The sequence below is a fragment of the Streptomyces albus subsp. albus genome (assembly GCF_000725885.1).
In the GTDB taxonomy this organism is placed as follows: Bacteria; Actinomycetota; Actinomycetes; order Streptomycetales; family Streptomycetaceae; genus Streptomyces; species Streptomyces albus.
In genome coordinates, this window is the sequence record NZ_JODR01000007.1 from 234,113 (window position 1) to 255,700 (window position 21,588).

20 protein-coding genes are annotated in these 21,588 nt (G+C 72.5%); 9 read left to right on the top strand and 11 right to left on the bottom strand.

All coding sequences use genetic code 11. From position 1 onward, the window contains the following. The first annotated feature begins 158 nt into the window (after window positions 1-158). Complete coding sequence (locus IO40_RS0109345) at window positions 159-1,592, top strand: cysteine desulfurase/sulfurtransferase TusA family protein (RefSeq protein WP_031027491.1); 1,434 nt, start codon at window positions 159-161, stop codon at window positions 1,590-1,592. A gap of 27 nt (window positions 1,593-1,619) precedes the next feature. On the opposite strand, the gene IO40_RS0109350 is transcribed toward IO40_RS0109345, so the two are convergent. Continuing rightward, window positions 1,620-2,594 (bottom strand): carbohydrate kinase family protein, encoded by a 975-nt coding sequence (locus tag IO40_RS0109350; protein ID WP_016468528.1) that lies wholly within the window; start codon window positions 2,592-2,594, stop codon window positions 1,620-1,622. A 266-nt stretch (window positions 2,595-2,860) separates the two neighbouring features. Here IO40_RS0109350 and IO40_RS0109355 point away from each other — a divergent pair, with 266 nt between their 5' ends. Further along, window positions 2,861-4,285, top strand: coding sequence for a hypothetical protein (locus tag IO40_RS0109355; protein WP_016468529.1), 1,425 nt, complete (start codon window positions 2,861-2,863; stop codon window positions 4,283-4,285). Window positions 4,286-4,399: 114 nt separating this feature from the next. Here IO40_RS0109355 and erpA read toward each other — a convergent pair whose 3' ends face one another. Continuing rightward, window positions 4,400-4,753 (bottom strand): iron-sulfur cluster insertion protein ErpA, encoded by a 354-nt coding sequence (gene erpA / locus IO40_RS0109360; RefSeq protein ID WP_016468530.1) that lies wholly within the window; start codon window positions 4,751-4,753, stop codon window positions 4,400-4,402. 257 nt (window positions 4,754-5,010) lie between these two features. Here erpA and nadA point away from each other — a divergent pair, with 257 nt between their 5' ends. Continuing rightward, complete coding sequence (gene nadA / locus IO40_RS0109365; protein WP_016468531.1) at window positions 5,011-6,189, top strand: quinolinate synthase NadA; 1,179 nt, start codon at window positions 5,011-5,013, stop codon at window positions 6,187-6,189. 10 nt (window positions 6,190-6,199) lie between these two features. Next, a complete protein-coding gene (locus IO40_RS0109370) occupies window positions 6,200-7,081 on the top strand; it encodes a GNAT family N-acetyltransferase (RefSeq protein WP_016468532.1) in 882 nt (293 codons plus the stop codon). A gap of 145 nt (window positions 7,082-7,226) precedes the next feature. Here IO40_RS0109370 and IO40_RS0109375 read toward each other — a convergent pair whose 3' ends face one another. Both IO40_RS0109375 and IO40_RS0109380 read right to left on the bottom strand, forming a co-directional pair. Further along, the gene (locus IO40_RS0109375) at window positions 7,227-7,952 is read right to left on the bottom strand and encodes an SDR family NAD(P)-dependent oxidoreductase (protein ID WP_244190319.1); all 726 of its coding nucleotides are present in this window, start codon (window positions 7,950-7,952) and stop codon (window positions 7,227-7,229) included. 177 nt (window positions 7,953-8,129) lie between these two features. Then, on the bottom strand, window positions 8,130-8,873 hold the full coding sequence (locus IO40_RS0109380; protein WP_031175244.1) for an SDR family NAD(P)-dependent oxidoreductase: 744 nt from the start codon (window positions 8,871-8,873) through the stop codon (window positions 8,130-8,132). Window positions 8,874-8,992: 119 nt separating this feature from the next. On the opposite strand from IO40_RS0109380, the gene IO40_RS0109385 reads away from it, so the two are divergent. Continuing rightward, window positions 8,993-9,592: a TetR/AcrR family transcriptional regulator gene (locus IO40_RS0109385; protein ID WP_016468535.1), complete on the top strand. Its 600-nt coding sequence runs from the start codon at window positions 8,993-8,995 to the stop codon at window positions 9,590-9,592. Window positions 9,593-9,729: 137 nt separating this feature from the next. Here the strand turns inward: IO40_RS0109385 and IO40_RS0109390 are convergent, their stop codons facing one another. The 5 genes from IO40_RS0109390 to IO40_RS0109410 all read right to left on the bottom strand — a co-directional run bounded on the left by IO40_RS0109390 (window position 9,730) and on the right by IO40_RS0109410 (window position 16,371). Then, window positions 9,730-12,855 (bottom strand): efflux RND transporter permease subunit, encoded by a 3,126-nt coding sequence (locus tag IO40_RS0109390; RefSeq protein ID WP_016468536.1) that lies wholly within the window; start codon window positions 12,853-12,855, stop codon window positions 9,730-9,732. A gap of 227 nt (window positions 12,856-13,082) precedes the next feature. After that, window positions 13,083-13,772, bottom strand: coding sequence for a response regulator (locus IO40_RS0109395; RefSeq protein ID WP_030409566.1), 690 nt, complete (start codon window positions 13,770-13,772; stop codon window positions 13,083-13,085). Next, complete coding sequence (locus IO40_RS0109400) at window positions 13,769-15,097, bottom strand: sensor histidine kinase (protein WP_031175245.1); 1,329 nt, start codon at window positions 15,095-15,097, stop codon at window positions 13,769-13,771. The genes IO40_RS0109395 and IO40_RS0109400 overlap by 4 nt, the downstream gene beginning before the upstream one ends. A gap of 155 nt (window positions 15,098-15,252) precedes the next feature. Beyond that, entirely contained in the window at window positions 15,253-15,531 is a 279-nt protein-coding gene (gene pspAA / locus IO40_RS0109405) for a PspA-associated protein PspAA (protein WP_016468539.1), read from the bottom strand. A 45-nt stretch (window positions 15,532-15,576) separates the two neighbouring features. After that, entirely contained in the window at window positions 15,577-16,371 is a 795-nt protein-coding gene (locus tag IO40_RS0109410) for a PspA/IM30 family protein (protein ID WP_030409568.1), read from the bottom strand. Between the two features lie 272 nt (window positions 16,372-16,643). Here IO40_RS0109410 and IO40_RS0109415 point away from each other — a divergent pair, with 272 nt between their 5' ends. Both IO40_RS0109415 and IO40_RS0109420 read left to right on the top strand, forming a co-directional pair. Then, complete coding sequence (locus tag IO40_RS0109415; protein ID WP_016468541.1) at window positions 16,644-17,207, top strand: DUF3043 domain-containing protein; 564 nt, start codon at window positions 16,644-16,646, stop codon at window positions 17,205-17,207. Next, complete coding sequence (locus IO40_RS0109420) at window positions 17,204-18,013, top strand: class I SAM-dependent methyltransferase (RefSeq protein ID WP_031175247.1); 810 nt, start codon at window positions 17,204-17,206, stop codon at window positions 18,011-18,013. The genes IO40_RS0109415 and IO40_RS0109420 overlap by 4 nt, the downstream gene beginning before the upstream one ends. Before the next feature lie 88 nt (window positions 18,014-18,101). Here IO40_RS0109420 and IO40_RS0109425 read toward each other — a convergent pair whose 3' ends face one another. Then, the gene (locus tag IO40_RS0109425; protein ID WP_016468543.1) at window positions 18,102-18,539 is read right to left on the bottom strand and encodes a hypothetical protein; all 438 of its coding nucleotides are present in this window, start codon (window positions 18,537-18,539) and stop codon (window positions 18,102-18,104) included. Between the two features lie 91 nt (window positions 18,540-18,630). Continuing rightward, entirely contained in the window at window positions 18,631-18,873 is a 243-nt protein-coding gene (locus tag IO40_RS0109430; protein WP_016468544.1) for a hypothetical protein, read from the bottom strand. Between the two features lie 93 nt (window positions 18,874-18,966). On the opposite strand from IO40_RS0109430, the gene IO40_RS0109435 reads away from it, so the two are divergent. Together IO40_RS0109435 and IO40_RS0109440 are read left to right on the top strand one after the other, a co-directional pair. Beyond that, on the top strand, window positions 18,967-20,235 hold the full coding sequence (locus tag IO40_RS0109435) for a bifunctional adenosylcobinamide kinase/adenosylcobinamide-phosphate guanylyltransferase (protein WP_031027510.1): 1,269 nt from the start codon (window positions 18,967-18,969) through the stop codon (window positions 20,233-20,235). A gap of 65 nt (window positions 20,236-20,300) precedes the next feature. Further along, window positions 20,301-21,416: a nicotinate-nucleotide--dimethylbenzimidazole phosphoribosyltransferase gene (locus IO40_RS0109440; RefSeq protein ID WP_016468546.1), complete on the top strand. Its 1,116-nt coding sequence runs from the start codon at window positions 20,301-20,303 to the stop codon at window positions 21,414-21,416. The last annotated feature ends 172 nt before the right edge of the window (window positions 21,417-21,588 follow it).

Below are 21,588 nucleotides of genomic sequence, written 5' to 3' on the forward strand. Positions count from 1 at the left end.
CGTGGCGCGCGGGCTGCGGCGGGGGCGGGGACGGGAGGTGCGCGGGCGGCGGAGGGCGGAAGCGGTGCGGACCGGAGGACATAGGACTCGAACAACAGTCCGGTGACGGGCCGGACGGGCACGCTCCGGCGGCGTACGGGGGCCGGTAGCGTGCGAATGTGTCTTATTTCGATGCCGCCTCCTCGCTCCCCCTCCACCCCGTGGCCCGGCAGGCGCTGCTGGCCTCGCTGGACGAGGGGTGGGCCGATCCCGCGCGGCTGCACCGGGAGGGCCGGCGGGCGCGGATGCTGCTCGACGCGGCCCGCGAGACCGCCGCGGAGGCCGTCGGATGCCGCCCGGACGAACTGACGTTCACCCCGTCGGGCACCCAGGCCCTGCACACCGCGACGGCGGGCGCGCTCGCGGGGCGGCGCCGCACCGGTCACCGTCTGGTCGTCTCCGCCGTCGAGCACTCGGCGGTCCTGCACGCCGCCCAGGCCCACGAGCGGGCCGGCGGCACCGTGACGACGGTCGGTGTCGACCGGACGGGGCGCCTGGACGCACAGGAGTGGCGGGCAGCGCTCGGCGCCGGGTGCGCGCTGGCCTGCCTCCAGTCCGCGAATCACGAGGTCGGCACCGTGCAGCCCGTCGAGGAGGCGGCGCAGGCGTGCGCGGAGGCGGGCGTGCCGCTGCTGGTGGACGCCGCCCAGTCGCTGCCCTGGGGCCCGGTGCCCGGGGACTGGTCGCTGCTGGCCGGCAGCGCCCACAAATGGGGCGGTCCGGCCGGGGTGGGGCTGCTGGTGGTGCGCAAGGGGGTGCGGTTCGCACCGCCCGGACCGGCCGACGAGCGCGAGGCCGGCCGCGCGGCCGGCTTCGAGAACATCCCCGCGATCGTCGCCGCCGCCGCTTCCCTGCGGGCCGTACGGGCCGAGGCGGACGCCGAAGCGGCGCGGCTGCGGGCGCTGGTGGACCGGATCAGATCCCGGGTACCCGAACTGGTGCCCGACTGCGAGGTCGTCGGCGACCCCGTGCGGCGGCTCCCGCACCTGGTGACCTTCTCCTGTCTGTACGTGGACGGAGAGGCGCTGCTGCACGCGCTGGACGCCGCCGGCTTCTCCGTGTCCTCCGGCTCCTCCTGCACCTCCGGCACCCTGACGCCCAGCCATGTGCTGCGCGCGATGGGCGTGCTGTCGGAGGGCAACGTCCGCGTCTCGCTGCCGCCGGGCACGGACGCCGACGAGGTGGAGCGGTTCCTCGACGTGCTGCCCGGCGCCGTCGCAGGGGTGCGGGCGCAGGCCGCAGCGCCCGCCGCCGTCCCGCACTCCCCGGCGGGCCGCCCCGAGGCCCCGGGCACCGGCACGGGTCGAGCGGCAGCGGACGAAGCGGGCACGGACGGGGCCGGGCTGACCCTCGACGCGCGGGGCAAGCTGTGTCCGCTGCCGGTGATCGAGCTGGCGAAGGCCATCGGCACCGTACCGGCCGGCGGCCTCGTCCGGGTCCTCGCCGACGACGAGGCGGCACGCCTGGACATCCCCGCCTGGTGCGAGATGACGGGGCACACCTTCGAGGGGAGGGAGGGGGTCACCTTCCGGGTGCGGCGGGCCGCACCCTGACGGCGGGGCCCCCGGGCAGCGGCGGCCTCAGTTCAGATGGGCCTGCACCTCGGTGGCGGCGTCATGGCCGTACGCCTTGGTGAAGCGCTCCATGAAGTGGACCCGCTTGAGCTCGTACTCCTGGGTGCCGATGGTCTCGACGACCAGGGTGGCCAGCATGCAGCCGACCTGCGCGGCCCGCTCCAGGCCGACGCCCCAGGCGAGCCCGGAGAGGAAGCCGGCGCGGAAGGCGTCGCCGACGCCGGTGGGGTCGGCCTTCTCGCGCTCCTCGGCGACGCCGACGACGATCGGCTCCTGGCCCGCGCGGTCGATGCGGGCCCCCTTCTTGCCGAGTGTGGTGACGCGGGTGCCGACCTTCTGGAGCACCTCCTCGTCGCTCCAGCCGGTCTTCGACTCGATCAGTTCCTTCTCGTACTCGTTCGAGAAGAGGTAGGTGGCGCCCTCGGTCAGCTGCCGGATGCCCTCCCCGTCCATCCGTGCGATCTGCTGGGAGTAGTCGGCGGCGAAGGGGATGCCGCGGGTGCGGCACTCCTCGGTGTGCCGGAGCATGCCCTCGGGGTCGTCGGCGCCGATCAGGACGAGGTCGAGCCCGCCCACCCGGTCGGCGACGTGCTGGAGTTCGATGAGCCGGGCCTCGCTCATGGCACCGGTGTAGAAGGAGCCGATCTGGTTGTTGTCGGCGTCCGTGGTGCAGACGAATCGTGCCGTGTGCGCGACCTCCGAGATGCGGACCGACTCGGTGTCCACGCCGTGGCGCTCCAGCCAGGCCCGGTACTCCTCGAAGTCCTCGCCCGCGGCACCGACGAGGATCGGCCGGACGCCGAGCTGGCCCATGCCGAAGGCGATGTTGGCGCCGACGCCGCCGCGGCGGATGTCGAGGCGGTCGACGAGGAAGGAGAGCGAGACCGTGTGCAACTGGTCGGCGACCAGTTGGTCGGAGAAGCGCCCCGGGAAGGTCATCAGGTGGTCGTTTGCGATGGAGCCGCAGACTGCGATACGCACGACGAATTCTGCTCCTGAGAGACATCGGGTACCCCCGCACGCGGGGCGCGCGGAGGACAGGCGGCAGTAACGCTACCCGCTGGGGCCGTCGAGCCGAACAGGACACAATCGCCTCATATCCGGCCGTTCCACCACGTTCGGTACGAGATGCGCACGCCCGGTACCGGCGTGGAACCGTCCGCTTCCCCGGACCGTCCCACCCACGTCCCCGGTTGCGGGGGCGGCCCGGGCAAGACCTGCACGACGCGGAGCCGAAGGAGTTCTCGGTGAGTACAGACCCCTCCCCCAGGACCGAGGAACGGTCCCCCCGGAGCGAGGACCGGCCTGCACCCCGGAGCAGGCGGCGGCAGCTGACCGTCGTCTCCGTGGCCGCGGCGGTGCTGCTGGCCGCCGGGGGCGGCGCGTACTGGGCGTCCACCGCCTCCTCCTCGAACGAATCGGACGCCACCGACACCGCCGCCGCGGGCGCCGGCCGGCCGAAGCTGGCACTGGACGGCACCGCGGCGTCCGCGCACGGCGACGGCGAGGGCATCGCACCCGGCGAGCCGATGGGGCCGCGCGGCTACCGCGCCGAGGGCCAGCTGCCCGACGGCCCGCGGACCGCCGCGGTGCGCCGCACCGGACACGAGGTGACCGAGGACCAGGTCGCGAAGCTCGCCGCGGCGCTCCACCTCAAGGGCGCGGTCAAGGCCGAGGACGACCGCTGGCGGGTGGGCGGCGGTCCCGGCGACGGGGCGCGGCTGACGGCCGAACGCGGCAAGAACGGCGGTGCGTGGACGTACCAGAACGGCGGCACCGTGCCGCTCGACGCCGACGCCACCCCCGAGCCCGACCCGGCACCGCGCGGCAAACCGCTGTCCGAAAAGAAGGCGAAGGACGCCGTACGCCCCGCCCTGCGCGCCCTGGGCCTTGAGGACGCCTCCCTCAAGGCCGGGTCGCCGGTGGGCAGCACCCGCACGGTGACGGCCTCGCCGAAGGTGGCCGGGCTGCCGACGCACGGCTGGGACACCACGTTCGTGGTGGACGAGCACGGCACCGTCACACGGGCGCAGGGGAGCTGGAACCAGACCCACAAGGGCGCCGCGTACCCGGTGCTGAGCGCCTCCGCGACACTGGACCGGCTCAACAAGGCGAGCCAGTCACGCGGCGGCCACACCGGTGAGGGCGCCGGGAACAAGCCCACCACGATCGGCGACGCCCGCTTCGGGCTGTCGCTGGAGCGCTCGCACGGCCGCCCCCTGCTGGTGCCGGCCTGGCTGTACGAGGTGAAGCGGAAGGGCGGCGGCGATCTGGAGGTCACCCACCCGGCGGTGGACCCGAAGTACTTGAAGCCATCCCGCACCTCGGGCCACCCCTCGGCACCGGAGGCGCACAAGCCGGGCAAGGGCGACCACTCCGAGGGCACCGGTCCGGGACGTCACAAGACCGCACAGGCGATCGAGTCGTACTCCGCCGAGGGCCGCACCCTGACGGTCCACTTCTGGGGCGGGGTGTGCGACGCCTACAAGGCCACCACCGAGGAGACCGGCGACCGGGTGGAGGTCAAGCTCGACGCGAAGCCGAAGCAGGACGGCAAGAACGTCTGTGTCAAGATCGCCAAGCGGCAGACCGTACAGGTGGAACTCGACAAGAAGCTGGGCGACCGCAAGGTCGTGGACGCCCGCGACGGCCGGAAGCTGCCGCACAAGTGACGGGGCGGCCCGTGCCGCTCCCGAAAGCCGACAAGGGCGGCGGACTCCTGGTGGGGGGAGTCTGCCGCCCTTGTCATGCCCGTACCGGCCGCCACGGGAGGACGGCCGGCCGGATCAGTTGAACGAGTCGCCGCAGGCGCAGGAGCCGGTGGCGTTGGGGTTGTCGATGGTGAAGCCCTGCTTCTCGATGGTGTCCACGAAGTCGATGGAGGCACCACCCAGGTAGGGGGCGCTCATCCGGTCGGTGACGACCTTGACGCCGTCGAACTCCTTGACCACGTCGCCGTCGAGCGAGCGCTCGTCGAAGAAGAGCTGGTACCGCAGGCCGGAGCAGCCACCCGGCTGGACGGCGACGCGCAACGCCAGGTCGTCGCGGCCCTCCTGCTCCAGCAGGCTCTTGACCTTCGCGGCGGCGGCGTCGGACAGGATGATGCCCTCGCTTACAGCGGTCTCGTCCGAAACGGACATCTGCTTCTCTCCCGGGTTGTACGGACTGCTCTCTTACCGTCGGCTCAACCGACGGCATCCCGGATTCATTCCAGGAGTGGTCACTTCATGCTCGCACACCCCCGCGGGGATCGGGAATGTGTCACATCGACGCGATCACCATCGTCAAAGTGACGCGAAGCAGCTATGATAGATAACGTCACTTAGACGAGAAGCCTGCCGTCCCGGCGTCCGAGTGGCACCAGACGACTACCGAGCCAACAGAAAGGGCTGGTCCTGTGAGTGCCGCCCAGCCGCTGGACGTCCAGCCGACCCCGCTCGCCCTGCTGCTGCTCGGCCGTGAGGCCGACCCCCGGAGCGAACGCGGCGTCGAATGCCCCGGAGACCTCCCCGCCCCCTCCGACCCCGGTCTGGTGGCCCGGGCCCGCGCCGCCAAGGAAGCACTCGGCGACCGCGTCTTCGTCCTGGGCCACCACTACCAGCGCGACGAGGTCATCGCCTTCGCCGACGTCACCGGCGACTCCTTCAAGCTCGCCAAGGACGCCGCGGCCCGCCCCCAGGCCGAGTACATCGTCTTCTGCGGCGTCCACTTCATGGCCGAGTCCGCCGACATCCTCACCGCCGACACCCAGCAGGTCGTCCTCCCCGACCTGGCCGCGGGCTGCTCCATGGCCGACATGGCCACCGCCGAACAGGTCGCCGAATGCTGGGACGTGCTCACCGAAGCGGGCGTCGCCGGCACGACCGTCCCCGTCTCCTACATGAACTCCTCCGCCGACATCAAAGCCTTCACCGGCCGGCACGGCGGCACCATCTGCACCTCCTCCAACGCCCGCCGCGCACTCGACTGGGCCTTCTCCCAGGGCGAGAAGGTGCTCTTCCTGCCCGACCAGCACCTCGGCCGCAACACCGCCGTCCGCGATCTGGGCATGTCCCTCGACGACTGCGTCGTCTACAACCCGCACAAGCCCGGCGGCGGCCTCACCCCGCAGCAGCTGCGCGACGCGAAGATGATCCTGTGGCGCGGCCACTGCTCCGTGCACGGCCGCTTCTCCCTCGACTCCGTCGACGAGGTCCGCGCCCGGATACCCGGCGTCAACGTGCTGGTCCACCCCGAGTGCAAGCACGAGGTCGTCGCCGCCGCCGACCACGTCGGCTCCACGGAACACATCATCAAGACCCTCGAAGCCGCACCCGCCGGCAGCTCCTGGGCCGTCGGCACCGAACTCAACCTCGTACGACGCCTCGCCAACCGCTTCGCCGAGCAGGACAAGCAGATCGTCTTCCTCGACCGCACCGTCTGCTTCTGCTCCACCATGAACCGCATCGACCTGCCCCATCTGGTCTGGGCCCTCGAATCCCTCGTCGACGGCCGCGTCGTCAACCGCATCCAGGTCGACGCCGAGACGGAGAAGTACGCCAAGCTGGCCCTGGAACGGATGCTCGCCCTGCCGTAACCTGCGGCCGATGCTGCTGCGACCTGTCAGGGACACCGAAGAAGACGCCGAGACCGTACGGAAACTCGCCGAAGCGGCGTTCGGGGCGTCGCACGCCCTCAAAGGCGACGCCCCCACCGCACCGCCCACCGAAGCGCGGGCCGCACGCAGCAGGGAGAAGATCCGCCACATCGTCCGGCACGACCCCGCCGGCAGCTGGCTCGCCGAGGATCACACCGGGCAGGCCGTCGGCGCCGCCCAGTCCCACATCCGTGAAGGCACCTGGGGCCTGGCACTCCTGGTCGTCCTCCCCGGAGCACAGGGCAAAGGCGTCGGCAGCGCACTGCTCCAGCGCACCCTCGAATACGGACGCGGCTGCCTGCGCGGCATCATCTGCTGCTCCCGGCACCCCGCCGCGGCCCGCGTCTACCGGCAAGCCGGCTTCGAGCTGCACCCCACCATCCGGATGCGGGGCACCGTCGACCGGGCCGCACTCGGCACCGTCGACGGCGCGGCCGTGGAAGGCGGGCCCCGCGACCGCGACCTGCTCGACTCCATCGACCGACGGCTGCGTGGCGGGGCCCACGGGCCCCACCACACCTACCTGATGCGGCACAACCGCCTCGTCGTCGCCGACGACCTCGCCGGCAGCGGGTACTGCTACATCGGTGCCGACGGAAAGGTCGCACTGCTGGGCGCCACCTCGCGGCGACTGGCCAAACGCGTACTGACCGCCGCCCTCCTGGCAGTCGACGAGGGGGTCACCGTAGAGGTCCAGGACATCACCGCCGACCAGCAGTGGGCCGTCGACGTGGGCCTCGACGCCGGCCTGGAACTCCGAGCCGAGGGCTTCGTCTGCTACCGCGGCCTCCGCCCCCCAACCCCGTACATCCCCTCGGGCGCCTTCTTGTAAGACACCCGACCTTGGTACCTACCGCCTGGTACCCCAACGGAAAGCAACAACGAACATCAACGGAGTCACAAACCCCGCCAAGGGCTCCCGCCGCAAGGCGGGGCTCTTTCACGTCAACGGGCTTGCGCTCTTTCGGCCGGGGGTCCTAGGGGGCGGAGCCCCCTAGCGGGGGGCAGTTGGGTGGGGGTCCCCCCGGACGGAGTCTGGGGGAGGAGCCGCCCCAACGCCCGTCCGGCGAGGACCGGGGGTTTGGGGGCAGAGCCCCCAACAAATGAACGGCGTCCCGCTGCTCCGCACCGAGCGAGGCGAACGCATTGGTGACGGTCGGCCCCGGGCTCAGCCCGTTCACGCGGACGCCCCGCTCCTTCAATTCGTGGGTGAGCCCGCGGGCATAGGACAGCAGCCCCGCCTTGGCCGCGCCGTAGACCGTCGCGTTGTCGTGTCCGATGAATGCGGAGACCGAGCCGACGAGAATGACGGAGGACTGCTGCGAGAAGAGTGGAAGCAGTTCCTTGATGAGGAAGAACGGCGCTTTGAGATTGGTTGCGAGGAGCCTGTCGAATGCCTCCTCGGTCCACTCCTCGATCGGGAGATGAGTGGTGTCGGCGGCGTTGCTCATCAGAATGTCGAGCTTCGGCCATTCGGCCTGGAGCCGCGCCGCGAGCGCGGCTTGCGCGGGCACGTCACCGGCGTCGCTGGCGATGGCCAGCACCGGTCCGTCCAGTTGCCGGGCGGCCTCGTCCAGTTTTTCCTGTGAGCGGCCGGTGATCGCGACGGAGGCTCCTTCGGCGAGGAATTCGCGGGCGGTCTCCAGCCCGATTCCGCTCGACCCTCCTGTGATCAGTGCATGCTTTCCCGCTAGACGACCCATGGGTTTTCCCTTTTCTTCCGGCGCAGTGACGCGCGTATCGACAACGACGACGGGCTGCCCCGCCGGCGACGGACTGCCCCGTCAGCAGCGGCGGTGCCCGGCCGACAACGGACTGCCACGTCAGCGACGGGAGACAGGCCGTCGGCAACGCAGCACCCGGCCGCCGGCAGGCCGGGTTCAGATCGCGGTGCGCCCACCGTCCGCGGCCACGACCGCCCCGGTCACATAGCCGGCCCGGTCGCCGGCGAGGAAGGCGACGACGTGTGCCACCTCGTCCGGGTCGGCGGTGCGCTTGAGCGCGGTGGTCAGGCCCATGCCGCCCATGTCCGGGCCCATGGCCGCGACCACCTTCGAGGTGCGCATCGGGCCGGGGGCGACTGCGTTGACCCGTACGCCGGAGGAGGCGAACTCCGCAGCCCAGGTGCGGGTCAGCGATTCGAGCGCAGCCTTGGTGGCGCCGTACACGGCCATGCCCGGCATGCCGAGGCCGGCGGCGGTGGAGCTGACGTTGACGATGCTGCCGCCGCCGCTCGCGGCCATCTTCGGGGCGAGCTGCGCGGTGAGCAGGAACGGGGCACGCACGTTGACCGCGAAGGACGCGTCGTAGCTCGCGAGGTCCTGCTCGGTGGTCGGGGCGAACGTCATGACGCTCGCGTTGTTGATCAGTATGTCCACGGCTCCGGCGTCCTCGGCCAGCCGCTGCACGGCTGCCGGGTCGGTCACGTCGGCCGTGACGAAGCGGACCGTCCCGGTGGTCTCGCCGGATGTGAGGTCCCGCACGACCTGGGCGCCGCGTTCGGGGTCGGTGCCGGTGAGGATCAGGTCGGCTCCCTGGGCGGCGAGCACCCGGGCCGTCGCGTGTCCGAGTCCGCCGATGGCTCCGGATCCGGTGACGAGTGCGGTCTTTCCTGCAAAGTCCATTGCTGCGCCCTTCGCGCCCGGCAGGGGGTCGGCCGACTTCTGTGCGGGCGTTCCAAAAGTCATGCGAGCGAAGCTATGACTTCTTGAACGCCCTGTCAAGAAGTTGTAGCCTCGGCCACGTGGCACGCACCGGACGGCCCCGCGGGTTCGACAAGGACCAGACGCTGACGCGGGCACTCGAACTGTTCTGGTCCCGGGGGTACGGGGCGACGTCGATCCAGGACCTGGTCGACACGCTGGCCGTGGAACGCGGCAGCCTCTACGGGACGTTCGGGGACAAACGCCGCTTCTACCTGGAGGCCGTGCGGCTCTACTGGGAGGTGTACGAGCGGCACCTGACCGCCGCGCTCGACACCACGCCACTCCTGCCCGCGCTGCGCGAGATCCTGACCCACCCGGCCCGCCTGGACGAGCTGATCTCGGATGTGGGGGTGCCGCAGGGCTGTCTGGTGGGCAACACCACCGCGGAGCTCGTCCCCCACGACAGCGAGGCCACCGAAGTCGTCGCCCGCTCGTACCGCCGGTTCACGGCCATCCTCACCGACGCGCTGCGCCGCGGCCAGGCCGCCGGCGAGGTCACCGACAGCGCCCGTCCTGAGGACCAGGCCCAGCTGCTGCTCTACGTCGTCCAGGGCCTGTCGCTCGTCTCGCGGGCGGGTCTCGACAGGACGGCGGCCCTGGCCGCGATCGACACCGCGATCGACGCGCTTCGGGCGTGACCACAGGGGGCCTTCACAGGCCCCCGGACAAGGACCGGAGAAGCAGAAAGGGCCGAGGCCCCACCCGGGAAGGGTGGCGCCTCGGCCGCAGGGTGCGGCACCTCGGCCGCAGCAACCGTCAGGAGGCGGAGGAACCGTCAGGAGGCGGAGGCCTCCGCCATTTCGCGGGGTTCCGTGGCGGCCGTCCCCTCGGGGGGCGTGCCCCTCCGCTTCGCGGCCCGCTTCTCCTTCCGCAGCTCGATCATGGTGTACAGCGTGGGCACCAGCAGCAGGGTGAGCAGGGTCGAGGTGACCAGCCCGCCGATGACGACGACGGCCAGCGGCTGCGAGATGAAGCCGCCGTCCCCGGTGACGGCGAGCGCCATCGGGGTAAGGGCGCAGATCGTCGCGAGGGCGGTCATCAGGATGGGCCGCAGCCGGTGCCGGCCGCCCTCGATGACGGCTTCGACGACGCCGTAGCCCTGCCGCCGGTACTGGTTGATGAGGTCGATCAGCACGATGGCGTTGGTGACCACGATGCCGATCAGCATCAGCATGCCGATCATCGCGGGCACGCCCAGCGGGGTGCCGGTGACGACGAGCAGCCCGAGGGCGCCGGTGGCGGCGAACGGGATGGAGACCAGCAGGATCAGCGGCTGGATGAGCGAGCGGAACGTCGCCACCAGCAGCATGAAGACGATCGCGATGGCCGCGAGCATGGCGAGGCCGAGCGCGGTGAACGCCTCGTCCTGGTCCTGGGAGAGGCCGCCGATCTCGGCGGTGGCACCCGCGGGCAGGTCCAGGGAGTCGACGGCGGACTGGAGCTGGGCGCTGACGGCGCCGGTGTTGTCCCCGGTCGGCTTGGCCGTGATCGTCGCGGCGCGGGCGCCATCGATGCGGGTGAGCTGGACGGGTCCGTCCACGGTCCGCACGTCGGCGATCTTGCCGAGGGTGGCCTTGCCGACGGGCAGCTTCTTGAGTTCGGCGACGGTCTCGGCCGGCTGCGGGGAGCGGACGACGACGTCGCGTTCGGTGTTGTCGAGGACGGCCTTGCCGGACGGGGTGCCGGCGACGGCCTGGGCGACGAGCTGGCCGAGGGCGGCGTCGTCGAGGCCGTAGCGGGCCGCGGCGGGCTTGGCCTTGACCAGGATGCGCGGCACGGACTGGGCCAGGTCGGACTGGACGTCGGTGACGTCGTCGAGACCGGCGACCTTGGCGCGGACCTTCTCGGCGGCCTTCTTGAGGACATCCTCGTCGCCGGCCTTGACGACGACGCTCAGATCCTGGCTGCCGAAGCCGTCGCCGGCGCTGACGGTGGTCTCGCCGATGCCGGAGCCGAGGGCGTCGAGGCCGTCGTGCACGGCGTCCTCGACCTTGGCACTGTCGGCGGACTCCTTGAGCTTGATCTGGTAGGTGGCCTGGTTGGCGTCGGTGCCGCCGCCGAAGGCGGCCATCAGTCCCGCCGAGCCGACGGTGACCTGGTAGTCCTCGATCCCGTCGATGTCCGCGAGCATCTTCTCGACGCGCTTGGCCTGCTTGTCGGCCGCCTTCAGGCTGCTGCCGGGCGGCAGTTCCTGCTTGACGGACAGCTGCTGGGTCTCGCCCTGGTCGAAGAAGTTGGTCTTGAGCAGGGGTGCCATGCCGAAGGTGGCGACGAGCACGACGACGGCGATGAGGAGGCTCAAGAGGCGGCGCCGGGTGGCGAACCGCAGCACCGGCACATAGATCCGCTGGAGCCGGCCGCGGGACTCCTTCTCCTCGGACTTGCGCCGCTGCTCCTCGGGGTCGAGCCCGGCCAGCTCCTTGGGGGCGCGCAGGAACCAGTACGACAGCACCGGCACGACCGTCAGCGACACCAGCAAGGAGGCGAGGAGGGCGACGGTGATGGTGAGCGAGAAGCCTCCGAAGAGGGCGCCGACCATACCGCCGACGAACGCCATCGGCAGGAAGACCGCGACGGTGGTCAGGGTCGAGGAGGTGATGGCGCCGGCGACTTCCTTGACGGCGTCGAGGATGGCGGTGGTGCGTTCCTTGCCGTAGCCCAGGTGCCGTTTGATGTTCTCCAGGACGACGATGGAGTCGTCCACGACGCGGCCGATGGCGATGGTCAGCGCCCCGAGGGTGAGCATGTTGAGGGAGAGGTCCTGCGTCCACAGCACGATCAGCGTCAGGACGACGGACAGCGGGATGGACACGGCCGTCACCAGGGTGGAGCGCAGCGACAGCAGGAAGACGAGGATGACGACGACGGCGAAGACGAGGCCGAGCATGCCCTCGGTGGTCAGCGAGCTGATGGACTCGGAGACCTGCGGGCCCTGGTCGGCGACCACGGTCAGCTCGGCGCCCTTGCCCAGGTCCTCGCGCAGCTGCGGCAGCTTGTCCTTGACGGCTTCGGAGATGTCGACGGCGCTGCCGTCGTTGTCCATGGTGACGGCGACGGACAGGCTGCGCTGACCGTTGGTGCGGGTGATCGAGGTGGCCTTCTTCGGGCTCTCCTCCACGGTGGCGACGTCACCGACGCGTACCGGCTGAGCACCGCCCTTGCCGGGGAGGGCCAGCTCCTCGACGTCCTTGAGCGAGGTGAAGCCGTCACCGACCTGCACGGTACGGCTCTTGCCGTTCTCGTCGAACGCGCCGGCGGGTACCGAGGCGCCGCCCGCCTGGAGGGCCTTGGTCAGATCCGCGGGGCTGACGCCGGCGGCGGCGAGCTTCTTGGCGTCGGGGGTGACGGCGACCTGGAGCTCCTGGACTCCGTCGACGGTCACCTGGCTGACACCGTCGATGTCCTTGAGGACGGGCACCACGGAGGTGTCGAGCGCGTCGGCGAGCGCCTGCTGGTCCTTGCCCTTCGCGGAGGCGGCGAGGACGACGGTGGGGATGTCGTCGGTACCGCCGGAGACGATCTGCGGGTCGACGCCGTCGGGCAGTTTGGCGCGGGCCCGGTTGACCGCCTGCTCGACGTCGGCGACGGTCTGCTCGGAGCCGTCGCCGTAGTCGAACTGCGCCATGACGACGGCGGAGCCCTCGCTGGCCGTCGAGTTGACGCCGGTGACGCCGTCGACGCCCTGGATGGTCTCTTCCAGCGGTTCGACGACCTGCTTCTCCACCACGTCGGGGGAGGCGCCCTGGTACGGCGCGATGACCGAGACCATGGGCAGGTCGATGGAGGGCAGCAGCTGCTGTTTGAGCTGCGGGACGGCTATGGCGCCGAAGACGACGGCGACGAGCGCCATCAGACCTATCAGGCCACGTTGGACGAGGCTGAGGCGGGACAGCCAGGACATGGTTGCCGGGTCTCTCTCTCGGGAAAGGGTGGAGCTGGTGCCGCCGTACGGGCAGACACCCGGTGCCGTTTACACCCTCACCCATGTGGGGGGCGGATGTGTCCCCCGCAAGTCCCCTTCTGCGGCCCGGCGCGTACTCCGGGCGCAGTACGCGCCTGTCCTCCGGGCGGTGACCGCCCCCGGACGGTCCGGACCGCCCGGCTCGGCTTCGGCCCGGCGCCCGCGGCTCACTCCCGTCCGGAGGGCCGCACCAGCCCGCTCTCGTACGCGGCCACCACCAGCTGCGCCCGGTCGCGGGCACCCAGTTTGGCCATCGTCCGGTTGACGTGGGTCTTTATCGTCAGCGGGCTGACGTCGAGCCGCTGGGCGATCTCGTCGTTGGACAGTCCCGCCGCCACCCGGGTCAGCACCTCGCGTTCGCGGGCGGTCAGCGCGGCGAGCCGGTCGGAGGCGGCCGGGTCCCGGTCGCTGCCCGCCCCGGCGCCGTCGCCCTGTGCCAGGAACCTGGCGATGAGGCCCTTGGTGGCCGCCGGGGACAGCAGAGCCTCGCCCTTGGCCGCGGTGCGGATGGCGGCCAGCAGCTCGCCCGGCTCGGCGCCCTTGCCGAGGAAGCCGCTGGCCCCGGCACGCAGCGCGCCGACCACGTACTCGTCCACCTCGAAGGTGGTCAGGATGACGACCTTGACGTCGGTCAGCTCCGGATCGGTGCTGATCATCCGGGTGGCGGCCAGTCCGTCGGTGCCGGGCATGCGGATGTCCATCAGCACCACGTCGGCGCCCCGCTCGCGCACCAGCGCCACCGCCTCCCGGCCGTCCGCCGCCTCCCCGACCACCTCCATGTCGGCCTCGGAGTCCACCAGCACCCGGAAGGCGCTGCGCAACAGGGCCTGGTCGTCGGCGAGTACGACGCGGATCATGCGGTGGTCTCCTTGCGGGCGGAGGACGTGCTGAGCGGCAACCGTACGTGCACCTGGAAGCCGCCGCCGGGCAGCGGCCCGGTCTCGCACCGGCCGTGCAGCGCCGCCGCGCGCTCCCGCATGCCGACCAGACCGTGCCCGCCGTGGTCGCCGTCACCGGCCGCCACGGCGCTGCCGTCGTCGGTGTCGCCGTCGTCGTGGGGTTCGGGGCCGCCGCCTCCGTCCGGGCCGCCGCCCGCGCCGTCGTCCACGACGCGGATGTCGAGTACGGGCCCGTCCCGCCGGATGTGCACCTCGGCGTGGGTGCCGCGCCCGGCGTGCTTCTGCACGTTGGTGAGGGCCTCCTGGACGACGCGGTAGGCGGTCAGGTCCACGGCCGAGGAGAGGTTCCCGGCCTGCGCGTCCAGTGCCGGGGCGGCCACGGAGACGGACAGCCCGGCGTGCCGGAACCCGGCCACCAGATCGTCCAGCACCTCCAGTCCGGGCGCCGGCTCGGTGGGCGCGGCGCTCTCCCCCGACTGACGCAGCAGCCCCACGGTGGTCTGGAGCTCCGCCAGCGCGTGCCGGCTGGCCTCACGGACGTGGGCGAGGGCCTGTTTGGCCTGGTCGGGCCGCTGGTCCATGACGTGCGAGGCGACGCCGGCCTGCACGTTGACCAGTGCGATGTGGTGGGCGACCACGTCGTGGAGTTCCCGGGCGATGCGCATCCGCTCCTCCGCGACCCGGCGCCGCGCCTCCTCCTCGCGGGTGCGTTCGGCCCGCTCGGCGCGCTCGCGGATCGCGGCGACGAACGCCCGCCGGTTGCGGACGGCCTCCCCCACCGCGGCGGCCAGCGCCGTCCAGGCGAGGATGCCCAGGTTCTCCTGCGCGTACCAGGGGCGGGCGCCGAAGAGCATGGCCGTGCCGGTGAGCGAGCCGACGGTGAGCCCTCCCACCCACCAGCTGGTGCGGCGGCCGGTGGTGTTGCTGACCGTGTACAGGGCGATGACGGGCGCCACCACCAGCGAGGCCTGGCGGTCGGAGCCGGCGGCCGGGCCGGGGCTGCCGACGACGAGCGCCACGACGGAGATCAGCCCGGTGCCCAGCAGCACCGGGAAGGGGGCTCGGCGGCGCAGTGCGAGCGCCGCGCAGGAGAGCGCGGCCAGCAGCGCCGTGGTGGCGGTGACGTCGCGCTCGGCGAACTGGGGCCGGCCGTCCGGTCCGTGCGGTTCGGTGGCGGCGCCGAGGAGGATGCAGCAGAAGGCCCCCGCCGCGATGAGGGCGTCGACCGCGTAGGGGTGTGCGCGCAGGCGTTCGCGGATCTCGCACAGTGTCACGGCAGGCACCGTATGACCGGCTCTCCAGATCTGCTCTTGTGGGGCGGCCCGCGCCCCGCGGCGGCCCGCGCGGGGACCGCGACCCGGACCTCGGGCCCAGGGTGGGGCCGGGCTCGGGGACAGGGCCGGGAACGGGCCGAGACCGGGAAGGGCGGCGCCGGGGGTCAGCCGGGGATGAGTCCGTCGTCGCCCAGCATGGCCCGTACCTCCTCCAGACCGGCGTCCGGTGCCGGCAGGATCAGCTCCGAGGGCTCCAGCGCGTCGTCGGGCAGCGGACTGCCCATACGGCGGACGGCATCCAGCAGGGCGGCGAGGGTGCGGCGGAAGCCGGCCTCGTCACCGTTCTCCATCTCCTCCAGGAGCTCGTCGTCCAGCCTGTTCAGCTCGACGAAATGGCTGTCGTCCAGCTTGACCTGGCCTTCGCCCATGATCCGCACGATCATGCCGCTCTCCTCCTCGGGGTGCGGGGGATGCCGCTCACCCCCGGCTCACTCCTTGTTGAACCGGGGCGTGTCCTGCTGCTGGGCGTTGCCGGTCTGCTCCTGGCCGCCCTCGATGGCCTGCTGTCCGGCGCCGCTGCCGCCCGCCAGCTCGGCCTTCATCCGCTGGAGCTCCAGCTCCACGTCGCTGCCGCCCGAGAGGCGGTCCAGCTCCGCGGTGATGTCGTCCTTGGCCATCCCCGTGGGGTCGTCCAGCGCCCCGGAGGCCAGCAGCTCGTCGATGGCGCCCGAGCGGGCCTGGAGCTGGGCCGTCTTGTCCTCGGCACGCTGGATGGCCATGCCGACGTCGCCCATCTCCTCGGAGATCCCGGAGAACGCCTCGCCGATCCGGGTCTGCGCCTGGGCGGCGGTGTAGGTGGCCTTGATCGTCTCCTTCTTGGTGCGGAACGCGTCCACCTTCGCCTGGAGCCGCTGCGCGGCCAGCGTCAGCTTCTCCTCCTCGCCCTGGAGGGTCTGGTGCTGCCCCTCCAGGTCCGTGACCTGCTGCTGGAGGGCGGCCTTCCGGGAGAGCGCCTCACGGGCCAGGTCCTCACGGCCGAGGGCGAGCGCCTTCTTGCCCTGCTCCTCCAGCTTCGAGGTCTGCCCCCGCAACTGGGTCATCTGGAGCTCCAGGCGCTTGCGGGAGGTCGCGACGTCGGCGACGCCCCTGCGGACCTTCTGCAGCAGCTCCAGTTGCTTCTGGTAGGAGTAGTCCAGCGTCTCGCGCGGGTCCTCAGCCCGGTCCAGGGCCTTGTTGGCCTTCGCGCGGAAGATCATCCCCATACGCTTCATGACACCGCTCATGGGCCTCGCGCGCCCCCTTCGTAACGGACTCAAGCCCTCGGCACATCTACTGGACCCCAGCCTACGGGGCCCTCTTCCATTACCGCACTGTTCGGGCGCGGATGCGCTCCTCCTGGAGGACGATCAGACGCGTGTTCTCTCCGGCGCAGGGAGTAGGTACCGCTCCGGGGCGCCAGGCCGGTACCCCGGCATTCCCCCACGGGCTGGGGGCACCACACCGCACACCGTACTCTTGAGGTGTGTTCCGTAGCCGTTCGAAAGCAGGGCAGGCCGTGAAGCCCCAGGTGAACACGGCCGAGCCGAGACAGCCCCGCGACCCGCAGGCGCCCAAGGGGCGCCCCACCCCCAAGCGCAACGAAGCGCGTGGGCCGCGTCGCACCATGGCCAGCAAGCCGATGACCCGCAAGGAGGCGGTCAAGCGCCAGCGTGAGGCCCGCCGGGCCGACATGGCCAGGCAGCGTGAGGCGCTGGCCAGCGGTGACGAGCGCTATCTGCCCGCCCGCGACAAGGGTCCGGTGCGGCGGCTGGCCCGCGACTTCGTGGACGCGCGCTACAGCGTGGCGGAGTTCTTCCTCCCCATGGCCGTGATCATCCTGGTGCTGAGCATGCTCCCGTCGATGCAGCTCAAGAACATCTCGCTGCTGCTGTGGCTCGTGGTGATCCTGCTGATCGTCATCGACTCGATCGGCATCTCCGTACGGCTGAAGAAGAAGATCCGCGAGCGCTACCCGGACGAGAACCGCCGGGGCGCCATCGCCTACGCGCTGATGCGGACCCTCCAGATGCGCCGCATGCGCCTGCCCAAGCCGCAGGTCGCCCGCGGCGAGAAGCCCTGATCCGGCAGGAGCTGGTCGCCCGCCAGCTCGAGGAGCGCATCGCCGCGCACTTCGAGGTGGGGCGCCGGCTGCGCGTGCTGGACGTCGGGCTGTCGGACGGTGCGCAGGCACTGCGGCTGGCCCGCTGGGGACACGAGGTGACCGGCCTGGAGGCCGATCCGCAGAAGCTGGCGGCGGTCGACGCCGCCCTGGAACAGGAACCGGAAGGCATACGGGCACGCTTCCGGGCGCTGGCCGGCAGCGGCCAGGACACCGGCGCCCACTTCCTGCCGGGCGCCTTCGACGTCGTGCTCTGCCACGACGTGCTGGACCAGGCGCGGGACCCCGACAGCACCCTGGCCGGGCTCGCCCGGGTGCTGGACGACGGCGGTCTGCTCTCGCTGGTGATCCCCAACGTGACGGCCCGCGCCATGCGGCCCGGGCTGGCCGGGGACTGGCAGACCGCGCGGGCCGCGCTGACCGCCGAGCCCGCCGAGGGGGAGCGCTTCCTGCGGCTGGAGACGCTGACGTCGTTCCTGTCCCGGATCGGGGTGCCCATGGAGCGCTGGTACGGCGTGGGTGTCTTCGGTGCGGGCGGCGCCCCCACCGGTGCCGCGAGCGCTGCCGGTGGCGCGAGCACTGCCGGTGGCGCCGAGACCGCCGAGGCCCCGGACGGTACGGATACGGCGCAGGCTGCGCACACGGCGGACACCGCGAACCCGGACACCGTGGACGAGGCCGCCGTGGACGCGGAGGAGCGCGCCGGCCGCCTCGACCCCTACCGGGGCGTGGCCCCCTCGCTGCACCTGTTCGGGGTACGCAGCTGACCACGGCGCCCGGTCACCGCCGGGCGCCGTACCGGCACCGGAACGGCGGGCGGGCAGCGGGCCCGCCCGCCCCGGGGCGCCGAGCCGGTCAGGAGGCGGGTGGCCGGAACTCCGGGGGGTCGCGGAGCTCTATGTCGGCGACGTCGATGCCGTGCTCACGAGCCAGGTGGGCCAGCGTCTCGGCCCGGGCCCGCTCGGGCGCCTCCGTGTCGATGAAGGCGCCCAGCCACTCCCCCGTCCGGCGGTTGCAGGCCAGCCGCCGGGACGCGGCGGCGGTGGAGATGGTGCCCGTCTCGGCCACGGCGAAGTCCGTGCCGATGAGCGCCTTGGCGACGTGCGCCGCGCACGCGTCCATGAAACGGGGGCTGGGACGCTCGTCCCCGCCGTGGAAGAACGCCTCGATCGTCTCGGGGCCGCGGACGGACCGCTCCGCGTAGATCCCCGCCGTTTTCAGTGCCGCCAGGGTCCGGTCCCGTTTGCCGGCCGGGCCCCGCAGGACCACGTAAACCGCGCCACGTACGTTCATGCCCTCCGAGGGTAGCGGTTCGCCGCGCCACAACGTCCTGTGCGCTCACGGCAGTTGGGGCCGCGCCCCGCCACCCCGGGCGAGCGGGCCGTCAGTCGGCGGCGGGCTGCTCCTCCTGCTCGCCGCCCCCGGTGGCCTCGTGCAGACTCATCGGGCCGTAGACGGTGCTGCCGTCCTCCTGGAGCGTCACCTGATCGGTGCCTCCCTCCAGCAGCTCCCGCCACACCTCGCCCAGCCACGACTCGGCGTCCGACTGGGTGGGGAACTCCTCGGGCTGGACCGCCGGTTCCGTCTCCGTACCGTCCGCCTTCTCGAACCGCCACGTCCACGCCATCGAAGCCTCCACAAGCTCGGCAGTTGCTCCCGGAAGCGTAGTTCCCGGTGTCCCCTGTGCGCACCAGGCGACAGGTCACGAGACGATCGGAGGGTGGAACTGACTCTGCTCGGCACCGGCGCACCCGCCGGCCTCCCGGAGCCCGACTGCCCCTGTGCGCGCTGCGCCGCCGCGAGCGGCCCCGAGGCGCGCGCCGCGACCTCGCTGCTGGTGGACGGCACGCTCCTGCTCGACCTGACGCCCGGCCCCGCCCTGGCCGCGGCACGTGCCGGGCAGTCGCTCGGCGGGGTACGGCAGGTGCTGCTCTCGCACCCGCACGACGGCCCCGCCCTGGAGGTGCCCGCCGGTCTGCCCTCGCCCGTACGGGTGCCCGACCGGCAGGAGCTGGCGCTCATCAGCGGTCACCGGGTACGGGCCCTCGCCCTCGACGCGCCCGGCACCGGCTACCGGGTGACCGGGCCGGACGGCCGGCGCCTGCTGTACCTGCCGCCGGGCGCGGCCCCGGCCGGCACCCCGCTGTCCACCCCCGTCGGCACCGGGCCGGCGACCGGCTCCGGCGCCGGGCCGCACACCGACGAACCCCGCGACGGCGTCGACGGGCCGTACGACGTGGTGGTGCTGGACGTCCTCGGCCGGCCGGACGCGCTGGCACGGCTGCGGGAGGTCGGCGCGGTCGCCGCCACCACCGACGTACTGGCCGTCCACATCGGCCACGACGTACCGCCCGGCCCCGAACTGCACCGCCGGCTGGCCGCGGCCGGCGCCCGGGCCGTACCGGACGGGACCACCCTCACCGTGGGCGCGCCCGCCGGCCCCGGCACCCTGCCCCGCCGCACCCTCGTGCTCGGCGGGACCCGCTCCGGCAAGTCCCTGGAGGCCGAACGGCGGCTGGCGGCGTTCCCCGGCGTGGTGTACGTCGCCACCGGCGGCAGCCGCGACGACGACCCCGACTGGGGAGCCCGCGTCGCCGAACACCGCGAACGGCGGCCCGCGACCTGGCGCACCGAGGAGACCTGCGACCTCGTGCCCCTGCTCGACAGCGACGGGCCGCCCCTCCTCATCGACTGCCTCTCCCTGTGGCTGACCCGCACCATGGACGAGGTCGAGGCGTGGGACGACACCCTGTGGGAACGCGGCGGCGCCACCGCCCTCGCCGAACGCGTCAGCGCACTGGTGGCCGCCCTGCGGCGCACGCCCCGGCACGTGGTCGCCGTCAGCAACGAGGTCGGCTCCGGAGTGGTGCCCGCCACCCCCGCCGGACGCCGCTTCCGCGACGAACTCGGCCGTCTCAACTCCCGGTTCGCCGACGAATGCGAGCACGTCCTGCTCACCGTCGCCGGAGTCGCCCTGCCCCTGCGCTGAGCGGTCCCGGGCCGCCGGGACACGAGGGATGAAGCGTACGGAGGACTCACGTACGCTCACCCAGCATGAGCGAGCGCAGCCTGGACCTTGACGACTTCTCCGACCTCATCGAGCGGCCACACGGCACGCTGCGCCGGCAGGCCGAAGAACGACGGGCACTGACCGGGCTGCCCCCGCGGGCCCTGGGCCGCCTCGACGACCTCGGCGAATGGCTCGGCGCCGCCCAGAGCCGGGTGCCCGTCCAGCCGGTCACCACCCCGCGGCTGGTCGTCTTCGCCGGCGACCACGGCATCGCCCGGCAGGGCGTCTCCACCCGCGAGGCCGGCACCGCGAGCGCACTCGTCCGCGAAACCCTCGACGGCCTCTCCCCCGCCGCCGTCCTCGCCCGCCGCTTCGACGTTCCCGTGCGCGTGATCGACATGTCGCTGGACTGCGACCCCGGCGAACTGCCCGCCGAGATCAGCCGCCACCGGGTGCGCCGGTCCGGCGGGCGCCTCGACACCGAGGACACCCTCACCCTCGCCGAGGCCGAGCAGGCGTTCCGCGCCGGAATGGCCGTCGCCGACGAGGAGGCCGACGCCGGCACCGACCTGGTCGTGCTCGGCGATCTGAGCGTCGGCGGCACCACCGCCGCCGCCACCCTGATCGCGGCACTGTGCGGCACCGACGCCTCCGTCGTCACCGGACGCGGCGGAGGCGGCATCGACGACCGCACCTGGATGCGCAAGTGCGCCGCGATCCGGGACGGGCTGCGCCGTGCCCGTCCCGTCCTGGGCGACCAGCTCCAGCTGCTCGCCACGGTCGGCGGCGCGGACCTGACCGCCATGACCGGCTTCCTGCTCCAGTGCGCCGTGCGGCACACCCCGGTCATCCTCGACGGTGTCGTCTCCGCCGCCTGCGCGCTCGTCGGCCAGCGGGTGGCCTTCCGGGCGCCCGACTGGTGGCTGGCCGGACACGCCGGTGCGGAGCCGGCCCAGGCCAAGGCGCTCGACCGGCTGGCGGCCGATCCCCTGCTGGAGCAGGAGGTCGCCGTCGGAGGCGGCACCGGGGCGCTGCTGGCCCTGCCCCTGGTGCGGGCCGCCGCGGCGCTGGCCGCGGAGCTTCCCGTGGGACAGCCCACGGCTGAGACCGCCGCCTCCCACGAGACCGCCGCCTCCCATGAGGTGCTCGACGCGACGTGATCCCGCCCGTGGGCTGCTGATGCGCGGCCCGCGGTGGTGCGGGCGGCTCCTTCGCCCCTGGGGGTCGTCGGCAGGGGGGGTGCCTCTATGTCTTTCGTCAAGCGGGGCGTGGGGTTCTGGGTTCGTAGAAGGTTCCGTCGCGGAGCATCGCGAACAGGACGTTGATCCGTTG

What these genes read in the sequence shown, in the direction of transcription:
- erpA (WP_016468530.1), bottom strand. Translation starts at nt 4,753, where the DNA reads ATGTCCGTTTCGGACGAGACCGCTGTAAGCGAGGGCATCATCCTGTCC.
- IO40_RS0109370 (WP_016468532.1), top strand. Translation starts at nt 6,200, where the DNA reads ATGCTGCTGCGACCTGTCAGGGACACCGAAGAAGACGCCGAGACCGTA.
- IO40_RS0109375 (WP_244190319.1), bottom strand. Translation starts at nt 7,952, where the DNA reads ATGGGTCGTCTAGCGGGAAAGCATGCACTGATCACAGGAGGGTCGAGC.
- IO40_RS0109380 (WP_031175244.1), bottom strand. Translation starts at nt 8,873, where the DNA reads ATGGACTTTGCAGGAAAGACCGCACTCGTCACCGGATCCGGAGCCATC.
- IO40_RS0109390 (WP_016468536.1), bottom strand. Translation starts at nt 12,855, where the DNA reads ATGTCCTGGCTGTCCCGCCTCAGCCTCGTCCAACGTGGCCTGATAGGT.
- IO40_RS0109395 (WP_030409566.1), bottom strand. Translation starts at nt 13,772, where the DNA reads ATGATCCGCGTCGTACTCGCCGACGACCAGGCCCTGTTGCGCAGCGCC.
- pspAA (WP_016468539.1), bottom strand. Translation starts at nt 15,531, where the DNA reads ATGATCGTGCGGATCATGGGCGAAGGCCAGGTCAAGCTGGACGACAGC.
- IO40_RS0109410 (WP_030409568.1), bottom strand. Translation starts at nt 16,371, where the DNA reads ATGAGCGGTGTCATGAAGCGTATGGGGATGATCTTCCGCGCGAAGGCC.
- IO40_RS0109425 (WP_016468543.1), bottom strand. Translation starts at nt 18,539, where the DNA reads ATGAACGTACGTGGCGCGGTTTACGTGGTCCTGCGGGGCCCGGCCGGC.
- IO40_RS0109430 (WP_016468544.1), bottom strand. Translation starts at nt 18,873, where the DNA reads ATGGCGTGGACGTGGCGGTTCGAGAAGGCGGACGGTACGGAGACGGAA.
- IO40_RS0109440 (WP_016468546.1), top strand. Translation starts at nt 20,301, where the DNA reads ATGAGCGAGCGCAGCCTGGACCTTGACGACTTCTCCGACCTCATCGAG.